This window comes from Pseudomonas sp. GW821-FHT03E01 (genome assembly GCF_059420765.1).
In genome coordinates, this window is sequence record NZ_JBWKUI010000006.1 from 218,459 (window position 1) to 243,501 (window position 25,043).

Annotated in this window: 22 protein-coding genes; 16 read left to right on the plus strand and 6 right to left on the minus strand. The window is 62.4% G+C overall.

All coding sequences use genetic code 11. The annotated features are described in order from the left end of the window. Positions 1–10: 10 nt before the first annotated feature. Entirely contained in the window at positions 11–376 is a 366-nt protein-coding gene (locus tag AC07VO_RS12445; RefSeq protein ID WP_086945530.1) for a metalloregulator ArsR/SmtB family transcription factor, read from the minus strand. A 222-nt stretch (positions 377–598) separates the two neighbouring features. Here AC07VO_RS12445 and AC07VO_RS12450 point away from each other — a divergent pair, with 222 nt between their 5' ends. The 16 genes from AC07VO_RS12450 (at position 599) to AC07VO_RS12525 (ending at position 16,897) form a co-directional block, all read left to right on the plus strand. Further along, positions 599–1,270, plus strand: coding sequence for a GntR family transcriptional regulator (locus tag AC07VO_RS12450; protein WP_007935506.1), 672 nt, complete (start codon positions 599–601; stop codon positions 1,268–1,270). 105 nt (positions 1,271–1,375) lie between these two features. Further along, a complete protein-coding gene (locus AC07VO_RS12455; protein ID WP_192351439.1) occupies positions 1,376–2,308 on the plus strand; it encodes a 4-hydroxyproline epimerase in 933 nt (310 codons plus the stop codon). After that, positions 2,305–3,420, plus strand: coding sequence for an NAD(P)/FAD-dependent oxidoreductase (locus tag AC07VO_RS12460; RefSeq protein ID WP_192351442.1), 1,116 nt, complete (start codon positions 2,305–2,307; stop codon positions 3,418–3,420). The genes AC07VO_RS12455 and AC07VO_RS12460 overlap by 4 nt, the downstream gene beginning before the upstream one ends. Continuing rightward, positions 3,413–3,649, plus strand: a complete 237-nt coding sequence (locus tag AC07VO_RS12465; RefSeq protein ID WP_008074690.1) for a (2Fe-2S)-binding protein — start codon at positions 3,413–3,415, stop codon at positions 3,647–3,649. Before AC07VO_RS12460 ends, AC07VO_RS12465 begins: the two co-directional genes overlap by 8 nt. After that, positions 3,646–4,899 (plus strand): NAD(P)/FAD-dependent oxidoreductase, encoded by a 1,254-nt coding sequence (locus tag AC07VO_RS12470; protein ID WP_192351519.1) that lies wholly within the window; start codon positions 3,646–3,648, stop codon positions 4,897–4,899. Before AC07VO_RS12465 ends, AC07VO_RS12470 begins: the two co-directional genes overlap by 4 nt. A gap of 71 nt (positions 4,900–4,970) precedes the next feature. Next, complete coding sequence (locus AC07VO_RS12475) at positions 4,971–5,720, plus strand: AraC family transcriptional regulator (protein ID WP_019581955.1); 750 nt, start codon at positions 4,971–4,973, stop codon at positions 5,718–5,720. Positions 5,721–6,128: 408 nt separating this feature from the next. After that, a complete protein-coding gene (locus AC07VO_RS12480; RefSeq protein ID WP_192351444.1) occupies positions 6,129–6,488 on the plus strand; it encodes a DUF6124 family protein in 360 nt (119 codons plus the stop codon). Between the two features lie 426 nt (positions 6,489–6,914). Continuing rightward, complete coding sequence (locus AC07VO_RS12485; protein WP_018928300.1) at positions 6,915–7,733, plus strand: ABC transporter substrate-binding protein; 819 nt, start codon at positions 6,915–6,917, stop codon at positions 7,731–7,733. Positions 7,734–7,743: 10 nt separating this feature from the next. Beyond that, positions 7,744–9,522: a cis-3-hydroxy-L-proline dehydratase gene (lhpI, locus tag AC07VO_RS12490; protein WP_192351446.1), complete on the plus strand. Its 1,779-nt coding sequence runs from the start codon at positions 7,744–7,746 to the stop codon at positions 9,520–9,522. Continuing rightward, positions 9,515–10,180: an amino acid ABC transporter permease gene (locus AC07VO_RS12495; RefSeq protein WP_018928302.1), complete on the plus strand. Its 666-nt coding sequence runs from the start codon at positions 9,515–9,517 to the stop codon at positions 10,178–10,180. Before lhpI ends, AC07VO_RS12495 begins: the two co-directional genes overlap by 8 nt. A gap of 10 nt (positions 10,181–10,190) precedes the next feature. After that, a complete protein-coding gene (locus AC07VO_RS12500; protein ID WP_064616855.1) occupies positions 10,191–10,841 on the plus strand; it encodes an amino acid ABC transporter permease in 651 nt (216 codons plus the stop codon). After that, on the plus strand, positions 10,834–11,556 hold the full coding sequence (locus tag AC07VO_RS12505; RefSeq protein WP_018928304.1) for an amino acid ABC transporter ATP-binding protein: 723 nt from the start codon (positions 10,834–10,836) through the stop codon (positions 11,554–11,556). Before AC07VO_RS12500 ends, AC07VO_RS12505 begins: the two co-directional genes overlap by 8 nt. Before the next feature lie 25 nt (positions 11,557–11,581). Next, positions 11,582–12,610 carry a trans-3-hydroxy-L-proline dehydratase gene (locus AC07VO_RS12510; RefSeq protein WP_096480776.1) on the plus strand — a complete coding sequence of 343 codons (1,029 nt, stop codon included), beginning with the start codon at positions 11,582–11,584 and terminating at the stop codon, positions 12,608–12,610. A gap of 113 nt (positions 12,611–12,723) precedes the next feature. After that, complete coding sequence (locus AC07VO_RS12515) at positions 12,724–13,641, plus strand: dihydrodipicolinate synthase family protein (protein WP_018928306.1); 918 nt, start codon at positions 12,724–12,726, stop codon at positions 13,639–13,641. A gap of 71 nt (positions 13,642–13,712) precedes the next feature. Further along, a complete protein-coding gene (gene abaF, locus AC07VO_RS12520) occupies positions 13,713–15,110 on the plus strand; it encodes a fosfomycin efflux MFS transporter AbaF (protein ID WP_192351448.1) in 1,398 nt (465 codons plus the stop codon). A gap of 206 nt (positions 15,111–15,316) precedes the next feature. Continuing rightward, positions 15,317–16,897 (plus strand): aldehyde dehydrogenase (NADP(+)), encoded by a 1,581-nt coding sequence (locus tag AC07VO_RS12525; RefSeq protein WP_192351450.1) that lies wholly within the window; start codon positions 15,317–15,319, stop codon positions 16,895–16,897. A gap of 111 nt (positions 16,898–17,008) precedes the next feature. On the opposite strand, the gene AC07VO_RS12530 is transcribed toward AC07VO_RS12525, so the two are convergent. The 5 genes from AC07VO_RS12530 to AC07VO_RS12550 form a co-directional block, all read right to left on the minus strand. After that, positions 17,009–18,016, minus strand: coding sequence for an Ldh family oxidoreductase (locus tag AC07VO_RS12530; RefSeq protein ID WP_192351452.1), 1,008 nt, complete (start codon positions 18,014–18,016; stop codon positions 17,009–17,011). A gap of 103 nt (positions 18,017–18,119) precedes the next feature. Beyond that, positions 18,120–19,898, minus strand: a complete 1,779-nt coding sequence (locus tag AC07VO_RS12535; RefSeq protein WP_192351454.1) for an acyl-CoA dehydrogenase C-terminal domain-containing protein — start codon at positions 19,896–19,898, stop codon at positions 18,120–18,122. Between the two features lie 7 nt (positions 19,899–19,905). Beyond that, positions 19,906–22,422, minus strand: a complete 2,517-nt coding sequence (locus AC07VO_RS12540) for an efflux RND transporter permease subunit (RefSeq protein WP_064616849.1) — start codon at positions 22,420–22,422, stop codon at positions 19,906–19,908. Positions 22,423–22,453: 31 nt separating this feature from the next. Further along, a complete protein-coding gene (locus tag AC07VO_RS12545) occupies positions 22,454–23,527 on the minus strand; it encodes a WD40/YVTN/BNR-like repeat-containing protein (RefSeq protein WP_192351456.1) in 1,074 nt (357 codons plus the stop codon). 150 nt (positions 23,528–23,677) lie between these two features. Continuing rightward, on the minus strand, positions 23,678–25,036 hold the full coding sequence (locus AC07VO_RS12550) for a DUF1329 domain-containing protein (protein ID WP_192351458.1): 1,359 nt from the start codon (positions 25,034–25,036) through the stop codon (positions 23,678–23,680). Positions 25,037–25,043: the final 7 nt, after the last annotated feature.

Sequence of the window (25,043 nt, forward strand, 5' to 3'; positions counted from 1 at the left end):
GCTCTTGAAATTATCGAACCGGACAGCAGGCGGCTGCCCGTTCAGGGCGCTCACCCATGTCTTCAAGACGTTTGGCATCAGCGCTTAGCCAATGCTGGTTGGTTTCAAGCACGACAGTCAGCATTTGAAGCACCCAGTCAGGAAGGCTCGGGTGCAACCGGTAGTAAACCCATTGGCCTTGTCGACGGTCCGACAGCAATCCACTGGTGCGCAACTGCGCCAGGTGCCTGGAGACTTTCGGCTGGCTCTCATCCAACGCACAGGTCAGCTCGCAGACACACAACTCTCCCTCGCGGGCGATGAGCAGCATCATGCGAACACGGTTGTCGTCAGCCAGGCATTTGAAAACAGTGGTCGGCGTCAGAGAGTCAGCCATTTCGGGTCTCGGCGTTTGGGTTTCATACAGCAACACGGGCTTCGCGACACAGGCAAGCCTCATCAATATGCGTTTTGCCGAATATATGTTTTTCCGTATATGCGGTAAAGCAGCAAATCTTCGACCAACACAACCAGCGTCCTGACGTTCGTGCGGTCCCGGGAAGATCAGCGAAAGGATTTCGTATACCCTATCGCTATCTCACTCCAAACGATCGCCGCCGTGAACCTACCCAAACTCAACGCTCCCGACCTTGGCAATACGCCTTCGACCTCGGAAATCATCACCCGTCATCTGCGCGACGCGATCGTCGCCGGGCATTTCGCCGAAGATGAGCCGATTCGCCAGGACGACATTGCCCGCCAGTTCAACGTCAGCAAGATTCCGGTGCGCGAGGCCCTCAAGCGGCTGGAAGCCGAAGGGTTGGTGATGTTCCAGCGCAATCGCGGGGCGATGGTCACGCGGGTTTCCGATGCCGAGCTGGCGCAGATGTTCGAAGTGCGCATGTTGCTGGAAGACAAAATACTGCGCCTGGCCATCCCCAACATGACCGAAGAAACCTTCGCCCGTGCCGAGCGCATCTGTCAGGAATTCATCGGCGAGGACGACGTGGGCCGCTGGGCCGAGCTCAATTGGGAGCTGCACGCCTGCCTCTATGAACCGGCGCAACGGCCGTTTCTGGTCAGCCTGATTCGTTCGGTCAACGACAAGCTGGAGCGCTACCTGCGCATGCAAATGAGCCTGTCGGCTGGCAAGGAACGGGCCGATCACGAACACCGTGAGATCCTCGCGGCCTGCCGTGCCGGCGATGTGGAGCTGGCGGTGAAGCTGCTGGACGAACACATTGCCGGGGTCTGCAAGACCCTGTTCGAGCACCTGCCTCACGCCCACTGACCGCTGTGCCGATTTCGTCATCGGCACAGGATAAATCCATCAAGCCGCCCCCCCGCTACACAGGCCACTCTTGCGTTCACTCATCTGAACGGACGTGGCCCTCCCATGAAACGCATCACCGTGATCGACTCCCACACCGGCGGCGAACCGACCCGCCTGGTGACCGCCGGTTTTCCTGACCTGGGCACCGGCAGCATGGCTGAACGACGTAAGTTGCTGGCCGACCATCACGATCAATGGCGCGCGGCCTGCGTGCTGGAACCACGAGGCAGCGACGTGCTGGTGGGTGCCCTCCTCTGCACACCGGTAGACCCGAGCGCCTGTGCCGGAGTGATTTTCTTCAACAACAGCGGTTACCTGGGCATGTGCGGCCACGGCACCATCGGCCTGGTGGCGTCGTTGGCGCATCTGGGCAAAATCGGCCCCGGCGTGCACCGCATCGAGACGCCAGTGGGGACGGTGCAGGCGACCCTGCACGAAGACCATTCGGTGAGCGTGCGCAATGTGCCGGCCTACCGTTACCGCAAGGCGTTGGTGTTGCAGGTGCCGGGCATCGGCCAGGTGGTCGGCGATATTGCCTGGGGTGGCAACTGGTTTTTCCTGATCGCCGAGCATGGCCTGAGAGTCGCCGGCGATAACCTCGACGCGCTGACTGCTTATACCTACGCCGTGCAACAAGCGCTGGAAGCCCAGGGCATTCGTGGCGAAGACGACGGGTTGATCGACCATATCGAACTGTTCGCCGATGACGATCACGCCGACAGCCGCAACTTCGTGCTCTGCCCCGGCAAGGCCTATGACCGCTCACCGTGCGGCACCGGCACCAGTGCCAAACTGGCCTGCCTGGCCGCCGACGACAAGTTGCAACCGGGGCAGATCTGGCGTCAGGCCAGTGTCATCGGCAGCGAGTTCGAAGGCTCTTACGAATGGCAAGGCGAGCGCATCGTGCCGACCATTCGTGGCCATGCCTTTATCAGCGCTGAAGCCAGTTTGATCATCGAACAAGATGACCCGTTCGCCTGGGGCATTCGCCCATGAGCGAGGGCCTGGTGGCCGATGTAATCGTGATCGGCGCCGGCATCATCGGCGCCGCCTGCGCCCAGGCACTGGCCCGTCGTGGCTTGCAGGTGTTGGTGCTGGACGCCGGCCTGCACGGTGCGACGGCGGCAGGCATGGGCCACCTGCTGGTGCTCGATGACAACCCGGCCGAACTGGCCCTGAGCCAATATTCCCTGCAACGCTGGCGTGAACTGGCGCCGGACCTGCCCGACGGCTGCGCTTACCGCAACAACGGCACACTGTGGCTGGCGGCCAACGCCGAGGAAATGGCGGTCGCCCACAGCAAATACCTGAACCTGAAAGCCCAGGGCGTGGCGTGTGAACTGGTCAGCGCCAGCGCCTTGCGTCAGCGTGAACCGGAACTGCGCGAGGATCTGGAAGGCGGCTTGCTCATCAATGGCGACGGCATTCTGTATGCGCCGGCGACGGCCCGCTGGATGCTCGACACACCGAACATCCGTCAGCACCGGGCGCGGGTCAGCGCGGTCGATGGCAATCGCGTTTACCTCGATGACGGCCATTGGTTGCGGGCCGAAGCCGTGGTGTTGGCCAACGGCATTCAGGCCAGCGACCTGTGCCCGGAGTTACCCATCGAGCCGAAAAAAGGTCACCTGCTGATTACCGACCGCTACCCCGGCACCGTCACCCACACCTTGGTGGAGTTGGGTTACGTCACCAGCGCGCACAACGCCACCGGCCCATCGACCGCCTGCAATATTCAGCCGCGCCCCACCGGGCAATTGTTCATCGGTGCCTCGCGGCAATTCGGCACCACCGACCCACAGGTCGAAGGCTGGATGCTGGCGAAAATGCTCAAGCGTGCCGCCGAGTACATGCCAGGCCTGGCCCGGCTCAACGGCATCCGCGCCTGGACCGGTTTTCGCGCCGCCAGCCCCGACGGCCTGCCGCTGGTGGGCCAGCACCCACAGCAGCAGGGCTTGTGGCTGGCGGTCGGGCACGAAGGATTGGGCGTCACCACGGCCCCCGGCACGGCCGACTTGCTGGTGGCGCAGCTGTTCAACGAAACCCCGCCACTGACCGCGCAACCGTATCTGCCCCAGCGTTTCCTCGGAGAACCTGTCTATGCCTGAATTATTGCTGGACGGCCGCGCCTTGAAGGTGGCCGAGGGCACCAGCGTCGCCGCAGCCTTGGCGCTGGGCAGCGACGGATGCACACGCACTTCGGTCAGTGGCCAACGCCGCGCACCGCTGTGCGGCATGGGCATTTGCCAGGAATGCCGGGTGACCATCGACGGCCGGCGACGCCTGGCCTGCCAGACTCTGTGCCGTGACGGCATGCAGGTGCAGACATGCCCATGAACGAATACGCCGATCTGCTGATCATCGGTGCTGGCCCCGCTGGCATGGCCGCTGCTCTTGCCGCTGCCCCCAGTGGCGCACGCATCGTCATGCTCGACGACAATCCGCTGCCGGGCGGGCAAATCTGGCGTGACGGCCCTCAAGCCAATGTGCCCGATCAGGCCCGTCGCCTGCGTGAGCGATTGCATGCGTGCAGCAACATTCGCCGTCACGCCGCCACCCGGGTGATCGCCAGTCCCGGTCCGAAACAGCTGCTGGTCGAAAATGACGATGACGGCTGGCTGATCAGTTATCACCGATTGATTCTGTGCACCGGCGCCCGCGAGTTGCTGCTGCCCTTCCCCGGCTGGACGTTGCCCGGCGTGACCGGCGCTGGTGGCTTGCAGGCGCTGATCAAGGCGGGCCTGCCGGTGCAGGGTGAGCGCGTGGTGATCGCCGGCAGCGGCCCGTTGTTACTGGCGACTGCCGCCACCGCGAAAAAACACGGCGCGCAGATCCAGCGCATCGCCGAGCAAGCCTCGCGCACCGCCGTCGCCGGTTTCGCCGCACAACTGCCCCGCTGGCCTGGCAAATGGCTGCAATCGTTCAGCCTGTTCGACCGCCATTACCGCACCGCGACGCATGTGCTGGCCGCCCTTGGCACTGACCGACTGGAAGGTGTGCGCCTGCAACAGCAGGGCAAAATCGTCGAACTGGCCTGTGATCGGCTGGCCTGTGGTTTCGGCTTGATCCCGAACATTCAATTGGGCCAGGCACTGGGTTACGCCATCGAGGGTCAGGCGTTGGCCGTGGATGCCTGGCAGGCCAGTCGCGTCGATCATTATGCGGCGGGAGAATGCACCGGGTTTGGTGGCAGTGAACTGGCGTTGGTCGAAGGTGCCATTGCGGGCCACGCGGCGGTCGGTGACCTTGAAGCGGCACGCCAGTTGTGGCCACGTCGAGCGCGCTGGCAGGGTTTTGCCAAGGCACTGAATCAGGCCTTCGCCCTCGACCCACAACTCAAATCCCTGGCCCGCCCCGACACCCTGGTCTGCCGCTGCGAAGACGTGCCCTACGGCGCATTGACCGGGCACACCGACTGGCGTGAAGCCAAACTGGCCAGTCGCTGTGGCATGGGCGCCTGTCAGGGCCGGGTGTGTGGTGGCGCGGTGCAGCACCTGTTTGGCTGGCAACCCTCGGCGCCCCGTCCGCCCTTCAGCCCGGCCCGAATCGAGACCTTGATGTGCCTGGACGACACCCCGCCAGCCTGAAACCCCCTCGGGGGTTTCAGCCGCGCTGTCGAGCCTCTATGATCCCGGGGTCGCCCTCAGACCCCAGCGCCATGTACCCCTCGCTCAGCACCTTCAAACCCTGCGACCTGCCCACGCTGTTGAACAGCCTGCAGCCGATTGCGCCGCTGCTCGACACCCTGGCGGACGTGGTGTTTTTCATCAAGGACCGCGAAGCCCGCTACGCCTTCGTCAACCAGACCCTGGCCCGGCGTTGCGGCTTCAAACATCGCGAGGATCTGCTGGGGCTCACCGCTGAAATGGTCTTCCCCGAACGCTTCGGCCCGCTGTACACCGAACAGGATCGGCGGGTGTTGTCCAGCGGTCGCGAGATGGCCGACCAACTGGAACTGCACCTGTATTACGGCAACCAGCCGATCTGGTGCCTGACCCACAAACTCGCCTTGAAGGATGAACAGGGTCACATCGTGGGCCTGGCCGGGATCTCCCGCGACCTGCAATCGCCGCAGTCCAATCACCCCGCGTTCCAGAAACTCGCCGCCGTGGACGCGCACATCCGCAGCCACTTCGCCCGCCCCATCAGCCTCGCCGAACTGACCGCCATCGCCGGTTACTCCGTGGCGCAACTGGAGCGTCACTGCAAGCGGGTGTTCCAGCTCACGCCACGGCAGATGATCAACAAGGCGCGCCTGGATGAAGGTTCTCGGCTGTTGCTGCACAGCGACCTGCCGATCACCGAGATCGCCCTGCGCTGCGGTTACACCGACCACAGTGCGTTCAGCCGGCAGTTTCGTGCGTTGACCGGTTTGTCGCCGAGTCAGTATCGCGATACTCAGCGCTAAGGATCGTTCCCACGCGGAGCATGGGAATGATCAACCCACAGTAAGACCAATAAACAGGCGATGTTTAATAGACATCTCCAGACACTCACCCAGGCTACACATCCTTGCGCCTCTGCCTACGACTACGCCAGAATCCGCCGGCTAGTGCGCCTGTGGCCCGGGCTATATCGTTTCCCTGTCGCTGAAAAAAACAGCGATCGGGTTTGGTAGCCCGCCGTTCACATGTCGCATAGCTTCACCTTATGCAGGTGCTTCTTCAGCATTTGTATTTATGGTGGCCATGCGTAGGGTGCCCTCGGGCACGCCGGTTTTGCCATGTGGGCCGGTCTACCAACCTTCGTATGGCCACCACCTCTTCGTTTGGTAGCGAGAGTGATGGCTCCTCTAATCACATATGGAGTTCCATCTATGTTCAAACCAACACCCAATCCACCGGCACCCGACGACGTTTCCCCCTACGAATCCCTCGATTCCAAAAAACTCCACGAAGCCGCCGACCGCGCCCTCGATCACTACCTCAAACCACCCATCCCCAAAGACACCCAGCGCAAACCCAGCACCATTTACCATGTCGGTGAAAAGGTCGATAACGAAACCCTGCTGGTCAACGCCTGCGAATCCCTGGCGTCAGCGAGCATGATGCTCAGTGAGTTCGCCGGGTTGATGGACATGCCCCATCGCAACATCATGTTGGGGATTCAATCGGTGGTCATGCTCGGGGAGCTGGCCGTCAACCGGGTGCTGGATAATTTCGATCCACAAGACTGACACTGGATCTGAAGTGATTGGGCATCTGTGGCGAGGGAGCTTGCTCCCGCTCGGCTGCGCAGCAGTCGCAAAACCGGCATATGCGGTGTGCCAGAAAAATGCGGTTGCTGGATTTGGGGTCGCTTCGCAACCCAGCGGGAGCAAGCTCCCTCGCCACATGGGTGTGTCAGAGCACGGGGTGATCGCAGGGCGCCGATGTTCCCTAAAGGGGCGCCCCGCACAACCATTGCTCCCATCTGTAACACCCACCATCGCGGCCCCCGCCCCTCACGGCGTCACTCTGACGCACCGCAACACCTCTACTCCAAGGTCTGCCAACAAATTCACGCCTCGGCCTGGAAACGGGCACGTTGATTGCTATATTTAATATCGTATACGAAATCCCCAATACGATATCCAACAGCACTTCACATCAACGAGGCCTCTATGAAAAACCCCGCATTTGCCGTAGCCCTCAGCGCTGTTCTCAGTACCTCCTTCATTGCCACCGCCCAGGCCGACAAGCTCGACGACATCATCGGTTCGGGCAAGCTGCGCTGCGCCGTGACCCTGGACTTCCCGCCCATGGGTTTCCGCGATGCCGGTAACAACCCGGCCGGTTTCGACGTGGACTATTGCCATGACCTGGCGAAAATCCTCGGGGTCGAGGCCGAAGTGGTCGAGACGCCGTTCCCGGACCGTATTCCGGCGCTGGTCTCCGGGCGGGCCGATGTGATCGTCGCCTCCACTTCCGACACCCTCGAACGGGCCAAGACCGTCGGCCTCACCGTGCCCTACTTCGCCTTCCAGATGGTGGTGCTGACCCGCGACGACACCGGCATCAACAGCTTCGATGACCTCAAGGGCAAACCCGTGGGTAACACCAGCGGCACCTATGAGGCCATCGCGCTAGAGAAAGACGTGAAGAACTGGGGCACCGGCACCTTCCGCGCCTATCAGTCGCAGAACGACACCCTGCTGGCGGTTGCCCAAGGCCATATCGACGCCACCGTGGTCACCAACACCGTGGCCGCCGCCACCCTCAAATCGGGCAAATACAAAAACCTGAAAGTCGCCGGTAACGCGCCGTACGTGATCGACTACGTCTCCCTCGGCGCCAAGCGTAACGAGTATGGCCTGCTCAACTACCTCAACCTGTTCGTCAACCAACAGGTGCGCACCGGTCGTTACAAAGAGCTGTTCGTCAAATGGGTCGGCACTGAAATCCCGCCGACCAACCTGACCGTGCCACAGGTCTACTACTGAGGTGTCCGGCATGCCTAGGCCCACTTCTCTGACCGGTCGCAGCCTGGTCGCGGGCGCCGCCGAGGGCGCCCTGCTGTTCGCCGATATCGGGTTGAGTTTCTGGGGCGGGGTCGATCCGTTTAGCGGCGAGATCATTGACCGTCACCACCCGCTCAGCGGCGAATACCTGGCCGGCCGCGTGCTGGCCATTCCCAGCGGTCGCGGCTCGTGCACCGGCAGCAGCGTGTTGATGGAACTGATCAGCAACGGCCACGCACCGGCAGCACTGGTGCTGGCTGAGCCCGATGAGATCCTGACCCTGGGCGTGCTCGTGGCGCAGACGATTTTCGAGCGTTCCCTGCCGGTGCTGTGCATCGGCCGGGAGGCCTTCGCCGCGTTGCGCGGCAAGGCCTTCGCTCGGGTCGACGGCGCCTCGGTAACCGTGTTCGAACACCTGCCGGGTGATGCCTGGCAGGCACTCGACAGCCCATTGCAAACGCAAGATCCAAGCGCCCCGCTCGAACTCACCGAACACGATCGGGCGCTGCTCGACGGCCAGCATGGCAAGGCTGCGCAAGTGGCCATGCAGATTGTTCTGCGCATGGCCGAACTACAAGGTGCCCGCCGCCTGGTGGATGTCACCCAGGCGCACATCGACGGCTGCATCTACACCGGACCTGCGAGCCTGCGCTTTGCCGAACAACTGGTGCAATGGGGCGCCAACGTGCGGGTGCCCACCACCCTCAATTCGATTTCCGTGGACCAGCGCCGCTGGCGCGAATTGGGCATCGACCCGGCGCTTGGCGAACCGGCCAGCGCCTTGGGCGATGCCTATATGGCGATGGGTGCGCAACTCAGTTTCACCTGTGCGCCCTACCTGCTCGACAGCGCACCCAAGGCGGGCGAGCAGATCGTCTGGGCCGAATCCAACGCTGTGGTCTACGCCAACAGCGTGCTGGGGGCACGCACCCTGAAGTACCCGGACTACCTGGATATCTGCATCGCCCTGACCGGCCGCGCCCCGTTGATCGGCTGCCACCTGGACGCACAACGCAAGGCCCGACTGCAGGTCGAGGTGCCCGCCCTGGGTGAACTGGACGATGCCTTCTACCCGCTGCTCGGTTACCACATCGGCGCGTTGGCGGGCAGCCGGATTCCACTGGTGCGCGGGTTGGAAAACCGCAAACCGAGCCTGGACGACCTCAAGGCGTTCGGCGCGGCGTTTGCCACCACCTCTGCCGCTCCCTTGTTCCATATCGCCGGGATCACCCCGGAAGCTATCGACCCGGCGCAGGTGCTGGAGGGAGATGTAGCCCTGCCCGTGGAAACAATCCGTCTGAAGGATCTATTGGTCAGTTGGCGCGAACTCAACAGTGCCCGCGACAGCCGGGTGGATGTGGTCTCGCTGGGTAACCCGCATTTCTCTCTCAGCGAGTTCGCTCACCTGGCGCGACTGTGCCTCGGTCGGCACAAACACCCCGACGTGGTCCTCGCCATTACTTGCGGCCGCGCCGTGCTGGAGCAGGCTCGCGAAGCCGGGCATATCGCCGTGATCGAAGCCTTCGGCGCGACCCTGGTCACCGATACCTGCTGGTGCATGCTCGGCGAACCGGTGATCCCGCCGGGTGCAAAAACCTTGATGACCAACTCCGGCAAATACGCCCATTACGCACCCGGCCTGGTGGGTCGCAAGGTGCATTTCGCCAGCCTGGCTGAATGCGTCGATACCGCTTGCAGTGCCACGGCCAGCGGTCGTCTGCCGGCCTGGCTGAACATTGCCACCCCTCAGGAGACGCTCGCGCATGTTTGATTACACTTTCCAATGGCGCGCCACCCTGCGCGCCCTGCCGGACATGCTCGCCGGCGCCTGGGTCACTTTCGAGACCGCCGCGTTGTCGATGATCTTCGGCGTGCTGATCGCCCTGGCCCTGACGGTGATGCGCGAAAGCAAAACCCCGCTGCTGCGCGGCATCGGCAACGGCTGGGTATCGATCGCGCGCAACACCCCGTCGCTGTTCCAGATCTACGTCCTCTACTTCGGCCTCGGCTCGCTGGGCTTGCACGTCAGCTCATGGTTCGCCCTGCTCGCCGGGATCACCTTCAACAATGCCGGGTATCTGGCGGAGAACTTTCGCGGCGGCCTCAAGGCCGTACCCGACACGCAAGTGCGCGCCGCGCGTTCGCTGGGCATGAGTGCCTTCCAGGCCTACCGCATGATCATCGTCCCGCAGCTGTTGCGGATCGTCTTCTACCCGCTGACCAATCAGATGGTCTGGGCGGTGCTGATGACGTCGCTGGGGGTGATCGTCGGGCTGAACAATGACCTGACCGGGGTGACCCAGGACTACAACGTCAAAACGTTCCGCACCTTCGAATACTTCGCTATCGCCGCCGCGCTGTATTACCTGATTGCCAAGGCGATCGTCGCGTCAGCCCGGCTGATGGCCTGGCGGTTGTTCCGTTACTGAGGGCTTGACCATGTTTTCCACCAGTTTTTCCTGGAATGACCTGCTGTTCCTGCTCGATGGCGCCTGGGTCACCCTGCAACTGACGTTCTGGTCGATCATCCTCGGCTCCTTCGCCGGGCTGTTGTTTGGCCTGCTGCGAGCGCTGTTGCCACGCGCCAGCCTGCCCCTGGCCTGGGTGCTGGATGTGTTTCGCAGCGTGCCGCTGTTGATCCAGTTCGTGCTGTTCAACTCGCTCAAAAGCATCGTCGGCTTGAACATCAGTGCCTTCAGCGTCGGCTGCATTGTGCTGGGGGTCTACACCGCCGCGTACTTCACCGAGATCGTGCGCAGCGGCGTGCTGTCGGTGCCGTTCACCCTGCGGCGGGCCAGTCGTTCGCTGGGCCTGAGCTTTTTGCAGGACCTGCGCTGGATCGTCCTGCCGATGGCCACCCGCGTGGCTTTCCCCGGCTGGCTGAACCTGGTGCTCGGTGTGATGAAAGACACCGCGCTGGTGATGTGGATCGGCATCGTCGAACTGCTGCGCGCCTCGCAAACCATCGTCACCCGCATTCAGGAACCGTTGCTGGTGCTGTGCGTCGCGGGCCTTATCTATTACGTCATGAGCCTGGTGGTTGCACGCCTGGGCGCTCGTCTGGAAAGAAGGTGGCAAGAAAATGATTGAGATCGACAACGTACATAAATCCTTCGGCGATCTGGCCGTGGTCAAGGGTGTCAGCCTGACGGTGGACAAGGGCGAAGTGGTGTCGATCATCGGCGGCTCGGGCTCCGGCAAATCGACCCTGCTGATGTGCATCAACGGCCTGGAGCCGATCCAGAAAGGCAACATCCGCGTCGATGGCGTCGAGGTTCATCACAGCGCCACCGACCTCAACCGCCTGCGGCAGAAAATCGGCATCGTGTTCCAGCAATGGAATGCCTTCCCGCACCTGACCGTGCTGGAAAACGTGATGCTGGCACCGCGCAAGGTCTTGGGCAAAAGCAAGGCCGACGCCGAGGCGCTGGCGGTGCAGCAACTGACCCACGTGGGCCTTGGCGACAAGCTCAAGACCTTCCCCGGCAAGTTGTCCGGAGGCCAGCAGCAACGCATGGCCATCGCCCGCGCCCTGGCCATGTCACCGGACTACATGCTGTTCGACGAAGCCACCTCGGCCCTCGACCCGCAACTGGTCGGCGAGGTGCTGGACACCATGCGCATGCTCGCCGAAGACGGCATGACCATGGTGCTGGTGACCCACGAAATCCGCTTTGCCCGCGATGTGTCCGACCGTGTGGCGTTCTTTCGCAATGGCCTGGTGCACGAGATCGGCTCGCCGGATCAGGTGATTGGCAATCCGATACATGCGGAAACGGCGGCGTTTCTCAAATCAGTGAAATAACGACCGGCGATAAAAGGAGTCAGCCATGCGTTCATCGAAAGTCATTCATGTGGTCAGTTGCCACGCCGAAGGCGAAGTCGGCGATGTGATCGTCGGCGGTGTCGCCCCACCGCCCGGCGCCACCGTGTGGGAGCAATCGCGCTGGATCGCCAAGGATGAAACCCTGCGCAATTTCGTCCTCAACGAACCCCGTGGTGGCGTGTTCCGCCACGTCAACCTGCTGGTGCCGGCCAAGGACCCTCGGGCGCAAATGGCCTGGATCATCATGGAACCGGCCGACACGCCACCGATGTCCGGCTCCAACTCGCTGTGCGTCGCCACGGTGCTGCTCGACAGCGGCATCCTGCCGATGACCGAACCGCAAACCCGGCTGGTGCTCGAAGCGCCCGGCGGCTTGATCGAGGCCGTGGCCGATTGCCGCGACGGCAAGGTCGAACGGGTGGAAATCAAGAACGTGCCCTCCTTCGCTGACCGCCTCGACGCCTGGATCGAAGTCGAAGGCCTCGGCTCGTTACAGGTCGACACCGCGTACGGTGGCGACAGTTTTGTCATCGCCGACGCCAAACGCCTGGGCTTTTCCATCCGCCCTGACGAGGCGGCCGAGCTGGTCGAGGTCGGGTTGAAAATCACCCGCGCGGCCAATGAACAACTGGGCTTCGTCCATCCGCTGAACCCCGAGTGGTCGCATATTTCCTTCTGCCAGATTGCCGCGCCCATCGTGGTTGAAAATGGCATCGCCACCGGGGCTAACGCCGTGGTGATTCAACCCGGCAAGATCGACCGCTCGCCCACCGGCACTGGTTGTTCGGCGCGTATGGCAGTGTTGCAGGCCAAGGGATTGATGCAGGTTGGCGAGCGCTTTATCGGCCGTTCGATCCTCGGTTCCGAATTCCATTGCCGCATCGATTCGATGACCGAAGTGGCCGGCCGCCCGGCGATCTACCCGTGCATTTCCGGCCGGGCCTGGATCACCGGCACCCACCAATTGCTGCTCGACCCCAGCGATCCCTGGCCACAGGGCTATCGCCTGTCAGACACCTGGCCCGGCGCCTGAAACTCCCCCAGACCAACGGCTATAAAAAACCCTGATTGATTGAAAAAACCACTGGCCGAGTATCGGCATTTAAAATATCGTATACGAAATACAAAAACGAACCGGAGGCAACAATGAGCAAGCGCATTAACTGGAGTGGCGTCTTCCCCGCGGTGACCACTCAATTCAACGATGACTTCTCCATCAACCTGGAAAAAACCCACCAGGTGATTTCCAACGTGATCCGTGACGGCGTATCGGGCCTGGTGGTGTGTGGTTCGGTGGGGGAAAACACCTCATTGACCGCCGAAGAAAAAATCGCCGTGACCGAAGTTGCGGTCGACGCTTCCCGCGGCCGCGTGCCGGTGATTTGCGGTGTGGCCGAGTTCACCAGTGTGCAAGCGGCCAAGGTGGCCAACGCGGTGCGCAGGGTCGGTGTCGACGGCGTGATGCTGATGCCGGCGCTGGTCTACGGTTCCAAGCCGTTCGAGACCGCCGAGCATTACCGCTACGTGGCGAAGAACGCCGACGTACCGTTGATGGTTTACAACAACCCGCCGATCTACAAAAACGACGTCACCCCGGACATCCTGATTTCCCTGGCCGACTGCGACAACGTGGTGTGCTTCAAGGATTCCTCCGGCGATACCCGCCGTTTCATCGACGTGCGCAATGAAGTCGGCGACCGTTTCGTGCTGTTCGCAGGTCTCGATGACGTGGTGCTGGAAAGCATCGCGGTGGGGGCCGAAGGCTGGGTCTCGGGCATGTCGAACGTATTCCCGAAAGAAGGCGAGACCATCTTCCGCCTGGCCAAGGCCGGTCGCTTCGCCGAAGCCATGCCGATCTACGAATGGCTGATGCCGATCCTGCACCTCGATGCCCGTGCCGACCTGGTGCAGTGCATCAAACTCTGCGAAGCCATCGCCGGTCGCGGCAGCGCCCTGACCCGTCCGCCACGCCTGGCACTGCCGCAAGCTGATCGGGAGTTCGTCGAACAGATCATGGCCAAGGCCATGGCCAACCGTCCGGAATTGCCGGACGTCGGTCTCTGAGTGATTGCCGGGCGGATCCTCGCGGGTCCGGCCCGGCTACCTGTTTTCGCGCCTCTACAGGAAACGTCAGCATGTCCAATCCTCACAGCACCTCCAGCGCAACCACACCCTCGGGACTCAAACGCGTGGTGGCCGCCGCCATGGCCGGCACTGTCGCCGAGTGGTATGAATTCTTTCTCTACGGCACCGCCTCGGCCTTGGTCTTCGGCCAGCTGTTCTTCCGTCAGACCGACAGTCCGATCGACGGCATCATCGCCGCCTTCGCCCTGTACGCCGTCGGCTTCCTCGCCCGTCCGTTGGGCGGTCTGGTGTTCGGTCACTACGGTGACAAATTCGGCCGCAAGCGCCTGCTGCAACTGAGCCTGGTGGTGGTTGGCATCACCACGTTCCTGATGGGTTGCCTGCCCGGCTTCGACAGCATCGGCTATGCCGCGCCGGTGTTATTGGTGCTGCTACGGCTGATCCAGGGCTTTGCCTTCGGTGGCGAATGGGGTGGCGCGATTCTGCTGGTGTCCGAACACTGCCCGGACAATCGCCGGGGCTTCTGGGCCAGTTGGCCGCAAGCCGGGGTGCCGGCCGGTAACCTGGTGGCGACCGTCGCCCTGCTGCTGTTGTCGTCAAACCTGTCGGAGCAACAATTCCTCGCCTGGGGCTGGCGCGTGGCGTTCTGGTTCTCGGCGGTGGTGGTGCTGATCGGCTACTGGATTCGCACCAGCGTCGATGACGCGCCGATTTTCAAGGAGGCCCAGGCCCGGCAAGCGCAGACCAAGCAGCAACAACTGGGCGTGGTAGAAGTGCTGCGTCATCACTGGCGTTCGGTGCTGGTGGGGATCGGCGCGCGGTTTGCCGAGAACATCCTCTATTACACAGTGGTCACCTTTTCGATCACCTACCTGAAACTGGTGGTGCACAAGGACACCTCAGAGATTCTATTGCTGATGTTCGGCGCGCACCTGCTGCACTTTTTCCTGATTCCGTTGATGGGCTATCTGTCGGATATCGTGGGCCGCAAACCGGTGTACCTGATCGGCGCGGTGCTCACTGCGTTCTGGGGCTTCATCGGCTTCCCGATGATGGACACCGGCAACAACTGGCTGATCATCGGGGCCATCACCCTGGGCCTGGCCATCGAGTCGATGACCTATGCGCCCTACTCGGCGCTGATGGCCGAAATGTTCCCGACCCACGTGCGCTACACCGCCCTTTCGCTGTGCTACCAGGTGGCGCCGATCTTCGCCGGATCCCTCGCGCCGCTGATCGCCATCACCCTGCTCAACAAGTACCACAGCTCGACACCGATCGCCTGGTACCTGGTGGGCGCTGCGCTGATCTCCATCGTGGCTGTCGGCCTGACCCGGGAAACCCGTGGCAAGTCGTTGCACCAGGTGGATGCCGAATCCGCTGCGCGTATTGCTGCGCTGGATAACGCCGTGCCGGCCGCTGCACGCCGGGGTGATTCGCTGGCTTGAACCTGACACACCCCACACCCTGTGGCGAGGGAGCTTGCTCCCGCTCGAGTGCGCAGCACTCGCAAAATAGGCAATGGTTGCCACTATTTTGGGGCCGCTACGCAGCCCAACGCGAGCAAGCTCGCTCGCCACAAAACAGCGCACGACTCCATACCCTTGATTGACCTACAAGGGGCCTGCCCCACCTTTTTCGACAGGAGTTTTCCATGCCCGAGATCATCGGCCACAACTACATCGGCGGTGCCCGCAGCGCCGCTGGCAACATCGCGATGCAGAGCCATGACGCCAGCACCGGCGCAGTACTGCCCTATTCGTTCATGCAAGCCACCGCCGAGGAAGTGCACGCCGCAGCCCAAGCCGCCGCTGCCGCTTACCCTACCTTTCGTAGCTTGCCGGCGACACGCCGTGCAGAATTTCTCGAGGCCATCGCCGCGCAACTGGATGCCCTGGATGACGAATTCGTCGCCCTGGTCACCCGCGAAACTGCCCTGCCGACCGCACGCATCCAGGGTGAACGCAGCCGTACCAGCGGCCAGATGCGCCTGTTCGCCCAGGTGCTGCGCCGGGGCGATTTCTATGGGGCGCGTATCGACCGCGCGTTGCCCGAACGTCAGCCTCTGCCACGGGTCGACCTGCGCCAATACCGGATCGGCGTCGGTCCGGTGGCCGTGTTCGGCGCCAGTAACTTCCCGCTGGCCTTTTCCACCGCTGGCGGTGATACCGCGGCTGCTCTGGCCGCCGGTTGCCCGGTGGTGTTCAAGGCCCACAGCGGACACATGGCGACCGCTGAACACGTGGCCGACGCAATCATCCGCGCCGCCGAGCAAACCGACATGCCTAAAGGCGTGTTCAACATGATCTACGGCGCGGGCGTCGGTGAAACGCTGGTCAAGCATCCGGCGATCCAGGCCGTCGGTTTCACCGGCTCGCTCAAAGGCGGTCGCGCCCTCTGTGACATGGCCGCCGCACGGCCACAACCGATTCCCGTATTCGCCGAAATGAGCAGCATCAACCCGGTGCTGGTATTGCCTGAAGCCCTGCGCGCAAGGGGCGAAAAAATCGCCGGTGAACTGGTGGCGTCGGTGGTTCAGGGGTGCGGTCAGTTCTGTACCAATCCGGGGTTGGTAATCGGTATTGGCTCACCACAGTTCAGCGCGTTCACCGCTCGGCTCAGTGCCTTGATGGCCGAACAGCCGGCGCAAACCATGCTCAACGCCGGCACCCTCGCCAGCTACGAAAAAGGTGTGCAGGCGTTAGTCGACCATCCAGGGATAAGCCATCTGGCAGGCCAGGACCAGCACGGTAATCAAGCCCGGCCGCAACTGTTCAAGGCCGACGTCAGCCTGCTGCTCAAGGGTGATCCGCTGTTGCAGGAAGAAGTGTTCGGCCCGACCACCCTCGTCGTCGAAGTGGCCGATAAAGCCGAGTTACAACAAGCGCTGAACAGTTTGCACGGTCAACTCACCGCCACTTTGATTGGCGAAGAACAGGACCTGAAGGAACACGCCGATCTGCTGGTGCTGCTGGAACAAAAGGTCGGCCGGGTACTGTTCAATGGCTACCCCACCGGCGTTGAAGTGTGCGATGCGATGGTGCATGGCGGTCCTTACCCGGCGACCTCCGACGCCCGTGGCACGTCGGTCGGCAGCCTGGCCATCGAGCGTTTCCTGCGCCCGGTGTGCTACCAGAACTGCCCGGATGCCTTGCTGCCCGACGCCCTGAAAAACGCCAACCCGCTGGGCATTGCCCGCCTGGTTGATGGCAACATCCAGCACGCCTCGCTGTAACACAATCTGTAGGAGCGAGACTTGCCCGCGAAGAATGCACCGCGATTTTCAGGTATTACGCGTCGTCGTTCTTCGCGGGCAAGCCTCGCTCCTACAGGATTTTCATCGCATTCAAGTCAGCAGTGCTTTCAGATCGTTGTACAGCGCCTCGGGAATCTGCACGCCCTCCACCAAACTGTGCGCCCGTGCCGCATAACGCCGTTGCGACGGCAAGCGCGCGCCCTGCCCTTCAATCCCTTGAAACAACACCTCGGCCCGGGCCAAGTGCTCTTCAGTGGCCGCTCCCAGAAAACGTCGCGGATCCAGCGCGATGATCAACTCGCCATGGTAGGGCGATGACTTGCTGCCCGCGTCGTAAGCCAGTGACTCGGCACTGGTCAGGTCACCGATCAAAGGCCCGGCAATCAACTCCACCATCGCCGCCAGCGCCGAGCCCTTGTGCCCACCGAACGTCAGCATCGCGCCGCTATCGAGCACCACGTTGGCATCGGTGCTCGGCCGCCCCTCGGCGTCCACGCCCCAGCCCTCGGGAATCGCCTTGCCGGCACGCCGATGCAACTCGACATCGCCACGGGCAATTGCACTGGTGGCGAAGTCGAACACAAACGGATCCTGCCCCACGCGTGGCCAGCCAAAGGCAATGGGATTGGTGCCGAACACCGGCACCCGTCCCCCGGCCGGCGCCACCCAGGCATGACTCGGATTACACGCCAGCGCCACCAGCCCGGCGGCGGTCAACTGTTCGATCTCCACCCACAGCGCCGAGAAATGCACGCAGCGATTGATCGCCAACGCCGCAATCCCGTTGGCCCGGGTTTTCTCCGCCAGTAACGGCAGCCCCGCCTGGAACGCCAACTGCGAAAAACCACCCCCGGCATCCACCCGTACAATCGACGGTGCCTGGTCGATCACCCGTGGCTCGGCGTTGGCCGACACCTTGCCGGCCCGCAGGGAATTCACGCAGCCCAGAATCCGGTACAAACCGTGGGACGCACAGCCATCGCGCTCGCCAGCGATCACCGTCGCCGCCACCGCTTGCGCATGGGCCAGGTTAAAACCGTTGTGCAACAGGATCGATTCGGCCAATTCACGGGCTTCGATCAGGGTCAGTCGAATCATGGTCATCTCCTTGGACAGACCGTTCAGCGTGGTCTATCCAAGGAGCGGTGGCTTGATCGGTTTAGGGACGGAGGGTGACGAAATGGGCACAGTGCCCTTTCGATCAGAACTGCGCTGCTTCCAGTTCAAAGAGGCATTCGCTACCGGCCCTGGCCGATGCACTCAGCGAGTGGATGCGCGGCAGCAGGCGGGCGAAGTAGAAGCGCGCGGTGGCCAGTTTACTGGCATAGAAAACGTCCTTGGAGTGCGTACTCATCGCAGTCTTGGCCATTCGCGTCCACATGTAGGCGTACGCGGTGTAGCCGAACACATGCAGGTACTCGACCGAGGCCGCGCCGATTTCATTCGGGTTGCTCTGGGCTCGATCCAGCAGCCACGCGGTCAGTTCGTCAAGGGTGTCCATCGCGGCGTTCAACGGTTTGGTGAACTCACCCAGGTCAGCGCAGGCGTTGGCGGTGTAGTGGCGAACTTCGGCGGCGAACAAGCGGTAGAGCGCCCCGCCGCTGGCGACTATTTTGCGCCCGACCAGATCCAGCGACTGAATGCCGTTGGTGCCTTCGTAGATCTGAGTGATGCGCACATCGCGAACCAATTGCTCCTGGCCCCATTCGCGGATGTAACCGTGGCCGCCGAAGATTTGCTGGCCGTGCACCGTGGTTTCCAGCCCCATGTCGGTGAGGAACGCCTTGGCCACAGGTGTCAGCAGCGACACCAGTTCCTGGGCACGGGTGCGGGTTGGCGCGTCATCGCTGTACCTGGCGGTATCCAGTTGCAGGGCCACGTAGCTGGAAAACGCCCGCCCGCCTTCGTTCAAGGCCTTCATGGTCAACAGCATCCGCCGTACATCCGGATGCACGATGATCGGATCGGCAGACTTGTCCTTGCTCTGCGCGCCCGTCGGCGAACGGCTTTGCAGACGGTCACGGGCGTATGCGACGGCGTTCTGGTACGAGCGCTCACCCAACGCCAGGCCCTGGATACCCACACCCAGGCGTTCGTAGTTCATCATGGTGAACATCGCCGCCAGCCCCTTGTTCGGCGCATCGACGATCCAGCCAGTGGCGCCGTCAAAGTTCATCACGCAGGTCGCGGACGCCTTGATGCCCATCTTGTGTTCGATTGAACCGCAGGACAGTGCATTGCGTTCACCCAGCGAGCCATCGGCATTCACCAGCACCTTGGGCACCAGGAACAGTGAAATGCCCTTGGGGCCGGCGGGTGCATCCGGCAGTCTGGCCAACACCAGGTGAATGATGTTTTCGGTCAGGTCGTGCTCGCCGCCGGTGATGAAAATCTTGCTGCCACTGATCTTGAAACTGCCGTCGGCCTGAGGCTCGGCTCGGGTGCGAATCAGGCCCAGGTCGGTGCCGGCATGCGCCTCGGTCAGGCACATGGAACCGGTCCAGGTGCCGGCATACATGTTCGGCAGATAGCGTTCCTTGAGTTCCTGGCTAGCGTGGGCATTGATCGACAGGCACGCCCCGGCGGTCAACATCGGGTACAGGCCGAACGATAGACTCGCCGAGTTGACCATCTCCTCGACCTGAGCCGAAATGGCCTTGGGCATGCCCATGCCACCGAACTGTGGATCACCGCCGACACCCACCCAACCGCCTGCGGCGAACGCTTGATAAGCCGCGACAAAACCTTCGGGAGCGATGACGATGCCATTGCTCCAGGTGCAGCCCTGCTCATCGCTGCTGCGGTTCAGTGGCGCGACCACCTCGGCACTGATCTTGCCGGCCTCTTCAAGGATCGCGGCGGCCGTTTCTTCATCGATCACCTCGACCAGGCCAGGCAATCTGGCCCAGAGCCGGGACACCTGGAAGACCTCGTTGAGTACGAAGCGCATGTCGCGCAAGGGAGCTTTGTAATCAGACATAGTTGGCTTACTCAGAAGTGGTCAGGGCATGCGACATGGCCTGACGTTGGGTTGTATCGGTTTCAGCGGTTTGCGCCACATCAGCTTGCGCAACGGGGTGACGCAGCAAGAAGTACGACAGGGCCGGGATCAGGATCAGCGCGCCGAGCATGTTCCACAGGAACATGAAGGTCAGCAGGATGCCCATGTCGGCCTGGAACTTGATCGGCGACCAGACCCAGCACACCACGCCCGCCGCGAGGGTGATGCCCACCAGGCCCACCACCCGGCCAGTGAACGACACGGCGCTGCGGTAGGCCTGGCTCAGCGGCAGGCCCTGGCGCTGGAAATGCAATTGCACGCTGAGCAGGTACAAGGCGTAGTCCACGCCGATGCCCACGCCCAGTGCGATCACCGGCAGGGTCGCGACCTTCACGCCAATGCCCATGGCCACCATCAACGCCTCGCACAGGATCGAGGTCAGGACCAATGGCAACAGGGCGACCAGGGTTGCGCGCCAACTGCGGAAGGTGATCAGACAGAACAGCGTCACCGCCGCATAGACGTAAAGCAGCATGGTGCGATTGGCCTCGCGCACCACAATGTTGGTCGCCGCCTCAATCCCGGCCGACCCGGCCGCCAGCAGGAACTGGCGATCGTCGCTGTTGTTCTCCTGGGCGAATTTTTCGGCGATGCCCACCACGGCATCCAGGGTCTCGGCCTTGTGGTCCTTGAGGAAAGTGATCACTGGCATCAGCGAACAATCGGTGTTGAACAACTCCGGGGAGTTGACCGAGGCTTGCTGCGCGGCGTAATTCAATACGTCCTGATTGCGCTGGATGCTGTTGAGCTTGGGGTTGCCTTCATAGGTTCCGGCGGTGATCTGGCGCACCGCGTTAACCAGCGAAGTCGTGGCCTGTACGCCCGGATACTGCTGCAGCTCCCAGGCCAGGCGATCGGCGAGAATCAGCGTCTTGTAGCTCAGGCAGCCTTCCGGCGCGGTCTTGATCATCACCGCGAACAGGTCGCTGGACAGCGCGTAGTGGCTGGTGATGTAGGCGTTATCACGGTTATAGCGAGAGTCGGCACGCAACTCCGGTGCGCCACTTTCCAGATCGCCGATCTTCAGCTGCTGGCTGATCATGAAACCGCCGATGCCCATCAGTACCGCGACCACTACCGCCCCCGTGGCCCATTTGGCCGTGGTGAAGCGGTCGAGCAAGTCCCACAGTTTGCCGAAGCCTTTGTGCCCTTCGGCGCGCGTGTCGATGTTCAGCGCACGCTCGGCAGCCCTGGCGCCCACGCCGACATAAGACAGCGCCACCGGCATCAGCAACAGCGAAGTGAAAATCAGCACCGCCACACCGATACTGGCGGTGATCGCCAGATCCCGGATCACCGGAATATCGATCAGCATCAGTACCGCGAAGCCGACGGCGTCGGCCAGCAGCGCGGTAACGCCGGCAATGAACAGGCGGCGGAAGGTGTAGCGTGCGGCGATCAGTCTGTGGGTGCCACGGGCGATGTCTTGCATGATGCCGTTCATCTTCTGCGCCGCGTGGGACACGCCGATGGCGAAGATCAGGAAAGGCACGAGCACCGAGTACGGGTCGATGGCATAGCCGAGCCAGGCGACGATGCCCAGCTGCCAGACCACCGCGATCAGCGAGCAGCCGACCACCAGCAAGGTGCTACGCACGCATCGGGTGTAGGCGTAAATGATGATCAGCGAAGTGACGACGGCCAGGCCAAAGAACATCATCACCTGGATCAACCCGTCGATCAGGTCGCCCATCAGTTTGGCGAAACCGATCACCCGGACTTTGTACGGGCCCTTGCCCTCCTCCCCGGCCTTGCGTGCAGCACTATCTCCTGCAAACTCGATCTGGTCGCGCAACTGTTCTTCGAGCATTTGCGAAAAGGCGTGGTAGTCGATGCGCTGACCGCTGGCCGTGGCCTTGTCCAGCAGCGGCACGATCAGCATGCTCGATTTGTAGTCGCTGGCCACCAGACTGCCGACGATACCGGCGCGGGAAATGTTCTGGCGCAGCTGTTCTATTTCTGCCGGCTTGCCCTGATAGGTATCGGGCATCACCGGGCCGCCCTGGAAGCCTTCCTCGGTGACTTCGGTCCAGCGCACCGCCGGGCTCCACAACGACTTCATCCAGGCACGGTCGACACCCTCGGCAAGGAACAATCGGTCGTTGACCTGTTTGAGCACGTCCAGGTAACCGGGGTCGAAGATATCGCCCTGAGTGTTCTCCACCACCACCCGTACCGAGTTACCCAAACCGCGCAGCGACTGGCGGTTTTCCAGGAAGTTCTGGATGTACGGCTGGCTCTGCGGAATCATCTTTTCGAAGCTTGGACGCAGCTCCAGGCGAGTCGCGGCCATGTAGCCCAGCATCAGGGTGACCAGCGCCATCAGCAGCATGAACAGCGGACGATAGTTGAACACCAGCCGCTCCAGCCGGTTGCCGGAATGGCGGTCGAAATCCCGCAGATCGCGGATCACCGGCATGGTTTCTTGTTTGGTATGGCCCATGTCTGGGTTCTCGCTCTAAGGGTTCGAGGACTTAATCAACGGACAGCGTCCGTGCACCACGGCTGCCAACCAGCACCAGCGCACCGTCGGCGGACTGAGCGGCGCCGGTCACCGGGGTCGATGCCGGTTGCTGAACCAGGTGCAATTGCGCGCCTGTGCCCTGGCTGACCAGCATCTGCCCGCCCTGGGTGAACAAGCGATAGTTGCCACGGTTATCGACGAGGCCGGCGGTGATGCTGACGTGCAGGCCACTGTCCAGCGGGGTCCAGTTGAGGCCGCCGTCGGTGCTGCGCAGCACGTTGCCGCGCAGGCCGTAGGCAATCACTTCGCCGGGTTTGCCGAGCACGCCGAAAAAACTGCCCTGATAGGGTGTCGGCACGGCGGTGAAGCGCTGATCGGCGTTGTTCCATTTGAGCAACAGGCCCTGCTCACCGGCGATGTACAACGCATCGCCGGTGGAGGCGATGGCGTTGAGGTGAAAGCCCTGCGGGTTGTCGGTGCGATCCTGAAACGGCGTCCAGCTCTGGCCGCCGTCTTCGGTACGCAGGATCAGGTTGAACACACCGACCACATAACCGAGGCGGTCGTTGGCGAACCAGACATCGAGCAAGGGTTTGTCGGCGCCCTGCGCCACCAGGCGTTCACCTTCGGCGACCAGCAGCGGCCATTGTTCATTGCCCGGTTCTGCACCGGCTAACGCCTGGTAATGCTTGACCAGTAAGGCGCCGATCTCGCGGCCGTCCAGTTGCTTGCGCCAGGTCGCACCCGCGTCACTGCTGTGCAACACCACACCGTCGCCGCCCACTGCCCAGCCTTGGGTGGCGGAGGGAAAACTGACGGCATTGAGGTCGGCACTGACCGGCACGGCGGCCTGCTGCCAGTGTTTGCCGGCATCATCGGAATACAGAATGTGCCCACGCTGCCCGACTGCAACCAGACGATCGCCGGCGCGGGCCATGCCCGATAGCGGGCTGTTGATAGCCAGGGCGCTGACCCTGGCCGGCAGATCCAGCACGTCGACATAACCGGAGGCCTGGCTCAAGCCCTGCAACATTGCAAGCAGTGCGCCGAGCGCCAGCCGCAGATAATTTTTGTACGAACACATACCGCGTCCTCTTCGGATAACCGCGCCGGGACACACATCCGTGTGCCTGACTTTCAAACCTGGCGCCCGAAACGGTCGGCATACGCCGACCGTCGTGCGCTCCCTTGCCTTGCGGGCAACGGAACGCACGGACGCGTTGTCACGGTTTGCTTAGCGAATCCCGCTACCTGCCAGGGATTCCGACGACCACTGCGCCTTGGAGAGCGGCTCGATGTACTTGATCCCGCCGTAAGGGCCCACCACACCGTTGATGTTGTAGGAGCCACCCACCAGGTCGTAGATCATGAAGGGCGTGGAGTCCGGGACTTGCTTGTCGTAGCTCTGGCTGAGGAACGCGAAAGAGCCACGGTACAGCTGACCACGGGCGTCGTACTGGTCAGAGGCCAGAGCGGTCCAACTGTCTTCATCGAGGTAGAAGCGACGCTTCTGATAGATGTGGCGGGCGCCAGCCTTGAGATTGCCCTCCACCACCCAGACGCGATGTTTTTCCCAACGCACATAATCGGGTGCCAGGTGATTGGCAGTGGTCAGGGACTTGGGGTCCTGGGCGTAGGTCAGCTTGTAAGTGTTGTAGGGCACGATCATTTCCTGCTTGCCCACCAGCTTCCAGTCGTAGCGGTCCAGTGCACCGTTGAACACGAAAACATCGTCGTAGGTGCCCGCGCCGGCGGTGCCGGGGTTGGGCGTGTCGTAAGCCAGGTTCGGTGCCAGCTTGACCCGACGCTGGCCAGGCAAGTATTGCCAGGCACGGCGCGGTTGCTGCAGCGGGTTGGCGGCGTCCTTGAGCATCACCGCTTCACCGGCCCGGCGCGCAGGGCCGGTGTAGGACAGCTTCATCTGGTAGTACACGTCGGCGCTGCTGATCGGCTGCGCCAGGTTCTCGTAGATCGGATAGGAAATGAACGCCTGCCCGGTGGTCGCCAGGCTCGGAATGCCTGCGGAGTCGACGTTCCAGGAGTCGTACTTGGAGTTGATGCTGACGCCCTGATAATGCAACAGGAAGTTCCACATCGCCTCGTTACCCGTCTGCGGAATCGGGAACGGTACGCCGGGCAGCACGTTATCGACGGCCAATCCGCCCTCGAGGGACTTGGCGCCGGTGGCATTTTTCACCCCGTTGTCCAGCACCGCCTTGGGCAAAGAGACGGTACGGTGGGTCGGGTAGACATTGACGTGGAAACTTGGGAACCGCTTGGCCAGCTCCGCGGTGGTTGCACTGAGCAAGCCCTTGTACTGATCGACGTTCTTGCCGTCGATCACCAGCAGCGGCTTTTCGTTGGCGAAGGGATCCGGGCGCATGCTGTCACCGGATTTGAAGCTGGCCGGCGGCGTGGTCAGGCCACCGTCATAGGCGGGGATGGATCCGTCGGCATTCCCGGCCTTTTCAGCCCCGACCAGGGTCAGGCTGGTGCCGAGCCTGGCGGCTTCCTGAGCCGATACAGCGGCCTGTGCCTGGGAGGCAATAACCATCGCCAACGAGGCGGCTAACACGGTTTGCACACATTTCATCTTGTTA

What these genes read in the sequence shown, in the direction of transcription:
- AC07VO_RS12445 (WP_086945530.1), bottom strand. Translation starts at nt 376, where the DNA reads ATGGCTGACTCTCTGACGCCGACCACTGTTTTCAAATGCCTGGCTGAC.
- AC07VO_RS12455 (WP_192351439.1), top strand. Translation starts at nt 1,376, where the DNA reads ATGAAACGCATCACCGTGATCGACTCCCACACCGGCGGCGAACCGACC.
- AC07VO_RS12460 (WP_192351442.1), top strand. Translation starts at nt 2,305, where the DNA reads ATGAGCGAGGGCCTGGTGGCCGATGTAATCGTGATCGGCGCCGGCATC.
- AC07VO_RS12465 (WP_008074690.1), top strand. Translation starts at nt 3,413, where the DNA reads ATGCCTGAATTATTGCTGGACGGCCGCGCCTTGAAGGTGGCCGAGGGC.
- AC07VO_RS12470 (WP_192351519.1), top strand. Translation starts at nt 3,646, where the DNA reads ATGAACGAATACGCCGATCTGCTGATCATCGGTGCTGGCCCCGCTGGC.
- AC07VO_RS12475 (WP_019581955.1), top strand. Translation starts at nt 4,971, where the DNA reads ATGTACCCCTCGCTCAGCACCTTCAAACCCTGCGACCTGCCCACGCTG.
- AC07VO_RS12480 (WP_192351444.1), top strand. Translation starts at nt 6,129, where the DNA reads ATGTTCAAACCAACACCCAATCCACCGGCACCCGACGACGTTTCCCCC.
- AC07VO_RS12485 (WP_018928300.1), top strand. Translation starts at nt 6,915, where the DNA reads ATGAAAAACCCCGCATTTGCCGTAGCCCTCAGCGCTGTTCTCAGTACC.
- lhpI (WP_192351446.1), top strand. Translation starts at nt 7,744, where the DNA reads ATGCCTAGGCCCACTTCTCTGACCGGTCGCAGCCTGGTCGCGGGCGCC.
- AC07VO_RS12495 (WP_018928302.1), top strand. Translation starts at nt 9,515, where the DNA reads ATGTTTGATTACACTTTCCAATGGCGCGCCACCCTGCGCGCCCTGCCG.
- AC07VO_RS12500 (WP_064616855.1), top strand. Translation starts at nt 10,191, where the DNA reads ATGTTTTCCACCAGTTTTTCCTGGAATGACCTGCTGTTCCTGCTCGAT.
- AC07VO_RS12505 (WP_018928304.1), top strand. Translation starts at nt 10,834, where the DNA reads ATGATTGAGATCGACAACGTACATAAATCCTTCGGCGATCTGGCCGTG.
- AC07VO_RS12510 (WP_096480776.1), top strand. Translation starts at nt 11,582, where the DNA reads ATGCGTTCATCGAAAGTCATTCATGTGGTCAGTTGCCACGCCGAAGGC.
- AC07VO_RS12515 (WP_018928306.1), top strand. Translation starts at nt 12,724, where the DNA reads ATGAGCAAGCGCATTAACTGGAGTGGCGTCTTCCCCGCGGTGACCACT.
- abaF (WP_192351448.1), top strand. Translation starts at nt 13,713, where the DNA reads ATGTCCAATCCTCACAGCACCTCCAGCGCAACCACACCCTCGGGACTC.
- AC07VO_RS12525 (WP_192351450.1), top strand. Translation starts at nt 15,317, where the DNA reads ATGCCCGAGATCATCGGCCACAACTACATCGGCGGTGCCCGCAGCGCC.
- AC07VO_RS12530 (WP_192351452.1), bottom strand. Translation starts at nt 18,016, where the DNA reads ATGATTCGACTGACCCTGATCGAAGCCCGTGAATTGGCCGAATCGATC.
- AC07VO_RS12535 (WP_192351454.1), bottom strand. Translation starts at nt 19,898, where the DNA reads ATGTCTGATTACAAAGCTCCCTTGCGCGACATGCGCTTCGTACTCAAC.
- AC07VO_RS12540 (WP_064616849.1), bottom strand. Translation starts at nt 22,422, where the DNA reads ATGGGCCATACCAAACAAGAAACCATGCCGGTGATCCGCGATCTGCGG.
- AC07VO_RS12545 (WP_192351456.1), bottom strand. Translation starts at nt 23,527, where the DNA reads ATGTGTTCGTACAAAAATTATCTGCGGCTGGCGCTCGGCGCACTGCTT.
- AC07VO_RS12550 (WP_192351458.1), bottom strand. Translation starts at nt 25,036, where the DNA reads ATGAAATGTGTGCAAACCGTGTTAGCCGCCTCGTTGGCGATGGTTATT.